Source organism: Nostoc sp. KVJ20 (assembly GCF_001712795.1).
GTDB lineage: Bacteria > Cyanobacteriota > Cyanobacteriia > Cyanobacteriales > Nostocaceae > Nostoc.
In genome coordinates, this window is sequence record NZ_KV757834.1 from 1 (window position 1) to 4,394 (window position 4,394).

The following is a 4,394-nucleotide window of genomic DNA, read 5'->3' on the forward strand; positions in this document are numbered from 1 at the left end:
CTTGCAAGTATTGAGTCAGCAGAGAAATCATCTGCTGATCCAATCCCGTGACGCTCACAATCTGTAAGTGAGGGATAGAAGATTCTTCTTTCAGTAAGACCTTTAAATCTTCTAATTGATCATCCACGTCCATCTCTTCAAACTGTGGCATCACTTGTTCATAAACTGATGACAAGCGGTCAAAATTACTAAACTCATCAACCTCTGCAAATCCAATTTCCGGCTCTGATGCTGGAATATCTTTTTCCATCGCCAATGACTCCATATCTTCAAAGCGTGCCATCGGTTTTGCTGGAGCAGGTGCAGACATTGGTGATGGTGGCAGTGGTGCAGATTGTTTCTTAGCTTCCCGGCGACTGCTTACCATTTGCTGACTTAGTATTCCACCCCCAGGAGCTGCGCCAGCAGCAACGTTACCAAAAATACCCTCATGGCTGATAGCTTCAGGTATTTCCACAGGTACTTGCACAGATACAGAATCCTCGTTGGGATTGACTCTGATATCATCACTGACGGCAACAAAAGCAGTATATTGCGATAACAGTTGATAGGCCAGAGCCGTATCTGTCACAGCTTCCACACCTCCCTTTGTATCGCCACTCACCATTTGATTCATCAAATCCTTGATGCGGGAACGTCCCCAAAGTTGAGCAATTGCAGGATTACCTGTTTGGGGAAAATTCAGGTGAAAACTGTGCTGATAACGCCTACCACCCGCAGCAATGCCAGTGATGTGCAACTTTCCAGAATGCGCGTCTGATTTGCGTCCAAATAGCACTAACGGTTGCTCTGCAAATAAATCTGGTGGTGTCGATGGATACATGGTTGGAGATTCCCCATCACCTTCCCATTGCAATTGGATATTGGCGAGGACTGGATTATTGATTTGGCGGAAGAATTTTTCTACCACCTCATCTACAGGTTCATCGTGGCGAATAATCCGAGCAATACCCCGTCCTAATTCTGCAATCCGATTGAGTAAGAAACGATTCACCGAACTACCTGCACCAAAGCTATGAAGGCGGGTTCCTGGCTGGAGACGCTGTTTAACTTCTGCTAAAATTTGGTTTTCGTTACCGATATAGCCATCAGTTAATAAAACAATATTTCGCAAGCGTCCCGGATTTGTGGCTTTTAAGTTTAAGACGGTGCGAATACCGCCTAACATCTCTGTTCCCCCGCCAGCGTTTAAGCGATTGATATAGTTGATTGCTAATGAGCGATTTTGGGAAGTGTTGGAGAGGGGAACGGGTGAAAGTTGCTGTGTGGTATCGGAAAAATCAATAATGTTAAAGGTGTCGTCAGGGTTGAGTCCATTGATAAAACGACGCATCAATTCCTGACATTGCATCAGTGGTTCGCCACTTTGAGAACCAGAGGAGTCGATGAGAAACACCATATCTTTGGCGACAATCTCTTCGGGACGGTATTCAAGGGCGGGAATCAGGTATAGTGCAAAGTGTCCACCCCGTTCATCAGCTTGAGTAAGCGTAGTTGTTTGGGTGTTATTACTGCTAACTTGATAGCGTAAAATTAGGTCTTTGTTGGGTATGGTGTCTCCACCTCCTAATTTGACATTTACCAACTGTCCTTCACGGATGATTTGGATTTGGTGAGAGGGTGAGTTAATATCTTGAATTTCAACGCCAGCATTAATTTCTATGGTGACATTAATATCATGACTTGAGCGCATCCCCGACGGTAAAATGGGAGCATTCAAGCGGGAAGCATCTGGAACTAAATCAGTATCTTGATTTAAAGTCATGGGTGCAATAGCTGAACCACCCCCGACTGCATTTTCTGCGATGGTGATTCCGGGAATATAACGGGGGCCAACAACCATCGGGAAGACGAATTCATAATTTCCACCTTCAAATTTTAGGCTGTCGCTGTAGCGAATAATCACATCAATTTGTTCACCTGGTTTGATGTTCGCCAGGGATTGGGTGAAGATATTGTCTCGTTCTTGTTCGAGGAGTCCGGCTGTCTGTCCTTGTTTTCTGGCTTGTTCGTAGATGGCTACAGCGCCTTGAATTGTGCGATCGCCTATGCGAATCAGCATATCATCAACGGCAGCTTCATCGGGTAAGGGGAAGATATAAACAGCTTCTAGGGTTGTGGTAAAGGGATTTTCAAAGCTTTGGGTAACTTCCACTCGTGAGATGTTACCAGCGATTTTGGCTTTTACCTCGGTGTGTTTGAAGGGAAAGGCAATCTGTTGGTTGGAGTTTTGCAGATATAAACCACTGGGTTGTTGTTCTAGGGTTTGAGTCATAATTTTTACCTGACGCTTTTGTTTGCTGTCTCTAGCGTAGGCGCGTTTTTTTGGGAGATATGCTCAGTTTTGTGCTCAGTTATTGGCTCAGTGATGGGTTTAGTGGGATAAGAGGTTCAAAATGGCTATAAATCTAGATTCTGGTTTTGAAATTCTTTATCTTAGTGACCTTAAATATAATGAAATGACTGTTGAGATACAATATAAGGGGCAACAGGTTGCACAAATCAATAAAGATAAAGGTGTTGAAAAAATGGAAATAGATATATACTCAGAATATGTTACTCCAGATTTTTTGTCGGAATTAAAATTACCACTTGGTGACTTTTTAGAAGCAATAAATATAGCTAGTACAGCTTCAAGAGATGCTTGAATTAATTCTCAGTGAGTCCGAAAATTTTTGTGCGTGACGCTTCGCTAACATACCCTACGTGTATTTCAAAAATCAAATACTAATCCTATATAAAAAAAGGCTTAAAAGGTAGAGTTAAAATGTTAGTAACTATAATAAAAACTAGCATGAGGAAAAAAAGAATGTATGGAGACTACACTATACCTGATGGAGATTTTGCCGAAGCACTGATTCGAGCAATTTACTTTCATTATTTGGAAGAAGTTCAAGCTCTCATTCCTCTGCAAAAAGATATCAATGCAAGAGACAGTAGCGAACTTTATTGGACTCCTTTAATGTATGCAGTTTTTGAAGAATCTCTAGACATGGTTAAATTGCTAGTTGAGGCTGGCGCAGATGTCAATATCAGAGGCTCAGATCCAGATGAATTCCCTTTAAATATATCTGCCTATCATTGCAAGAATGCTTTTTCTCATAGTCATGAATTTGCTCGTAATAAAAAGATTTTTGATTACTTGGTTCCACTAACTTCGCCAGAACTGCAAGCAATTGCACAGAGAACCCTAGATCAGAACAATTAGCTCAATGGAAATATGACCAATCATCTGGAAATCCTGTAGTTCGTTTTCTGGACATCTTTATTCCATTCCTATCCTAATTCTGAAGAAAAGAGTTTAAATATGAACGCTCACAAGATAGAAATAGTGTTAACTGAAGATGGAAACCTGATACTACAGGGTTTACCTTTTCATGCAGGGGACGCTGTGGAAGTGATTATTCTGGAAGCTAAAACTCCAGATAACCAAGTAGCACTAAAACCCCAATCAAATACAAATCTTTATCCTTTGCACGATACACAGCCATACCGTTATGAAAATCCAACAGAACCCGTAGCTTTGGAAGATTGGCAAAACTGAAACAAAATATTGGTAAATAACATGAATTTAAAAGATATCAAAGAAAAACTATTCCCCATAATTAAAGTAATATCTATAGTAGCGATCGCAACTGCAATAGGCTTAGAATTATGTAATATTCAAGCATTAACAACTAACAATCATCTACCCATTATCTTAAATCCAGTTTTGATAATTGCTCACTTGGCATTGTCGGCTCATTTCATTGAAGGAATCATTGCCGCTTGTTATGCACCTGGGAAAAATCATCAGCCAATTCAATATGGAATTTATACTTTTTTTGTGGGTACAATTGGTTTATTAGAATTGTTTGAAAATCATTCCCAGATCCCCGACTGATCTAAGAATTCGGAATCTAAACCATAGATGTATGTCAAACTCGCTGAAAGCATCAACAGCAGGACTAGCAATTGTAGACAAATCCCGGCAACGTCTAGGTTGGACAAAAACTAGCACGGCGCGTTGGTGGCAAGATGCCCATACCTCTAGAGCTACTTTACGCCGATTTTGGCAAGGCGATCGCATTCAGCGAGAAATTTTTATCGCGATCTGTCAAGCTGTTGGTATTGTCAACTGGGAAGCGATCGCAGAATTATCCCACGCAGACTTAGAACCTATTGCAGACATCCCCACACTTTACCGAGAATGGAATGAAGCACCTGATATCGAAAGCTTCTATGGACGAAATCAGGAATTGGCACAATTAGAAGAATGGATCACCAGTCAAAACTGTAAATTAATCACCATTAATGGTATCGCTGGTATTGGCAAAACCGCCCTAGCACTGGCTTTAGTAGACCGCATTCAGTCAAAATTCGATTGTTTAATTTGGAAATCTCTACAAACTTCC

At 41.1% G+C, this 4,394-nt stretch carries 5 protein-coding genes and 1 pseudogene; 5 read left to right on the forward strand and 1 reads right to left on the reverse strand.

Going from position 1 to position 4,394, the window contains the following annotated elements; all coding sequences use genetic code 11:
- The coding region (locus A4S05_RS38070; RefSeq protein WP_069074901.1) for a VIT domain-containing protein at window positions 1–2,275 on the reverse strand (2,275 nt) is incomplete at its 3' end.
- 121 nt (window positions 2,276–2,396) lie between these two features.
- On the opposite strand from A4S05_RS38070, the gene A4S05_RS38075 reads away from it, so the two are divergent.
- The 5 genes and pseudogenes from A4S05_RS38075 to A4S05_RS38095 form a co-directional block, all read left to right on the forward strand.
- A complete protein-coding gene (locus A4S05_RS38075) occupies window positions 2,397–2,648 on the forward strand; it encodes a hypothetical protein (RefSeq protein WP_069074902.1) in 252 nt (83 codons plus the stop codon).
- 161 nt (window positions 2,649–2,809) lie between these two features.
- Window positions 2,810–3,208 carry an ankyrin repeat domain-containing protein gene (locus A4S05_RS38080; RefSeq protein WP_069074903.1) on the forward strand — a complete coding sequence of 133 codons (399 nt, stop codon included), beginning with the start codon at window positions 2,810–2,812 and terminating at the stop codon, window positions 3,206–3,208.
- 99 nt (window positions 3,209–3,307) lie between these two features.
- Complete coding sequence (locus A4S05_RS38085) at window positions 3,308–3,544, forward strand: hypothetical protein (protein ID WP_069074904.1); 237 nt, start codon at window positions 3,308–3,310, stop codon at window positions 3,542–3,544.
- A gap of 21 nt (window positions 3,545–3,565) precedes the next feature.
- A complete protein-coding gene (locus tag A4S05_RS38090) occupies window positions 3,566–3,883 on the forward strand; it encodes a hypothetical protein (protein WP_069074905.1) in 318 nt (105 codons plus the stop codon).
- Between the two features lie 31 nt (window positions 3,884–3,914).
- Window positions 3,915–4,394: pseudogene (locus A4S05_RS38095) on the forward strand (hypothetical protein); the annotation flags it as partial.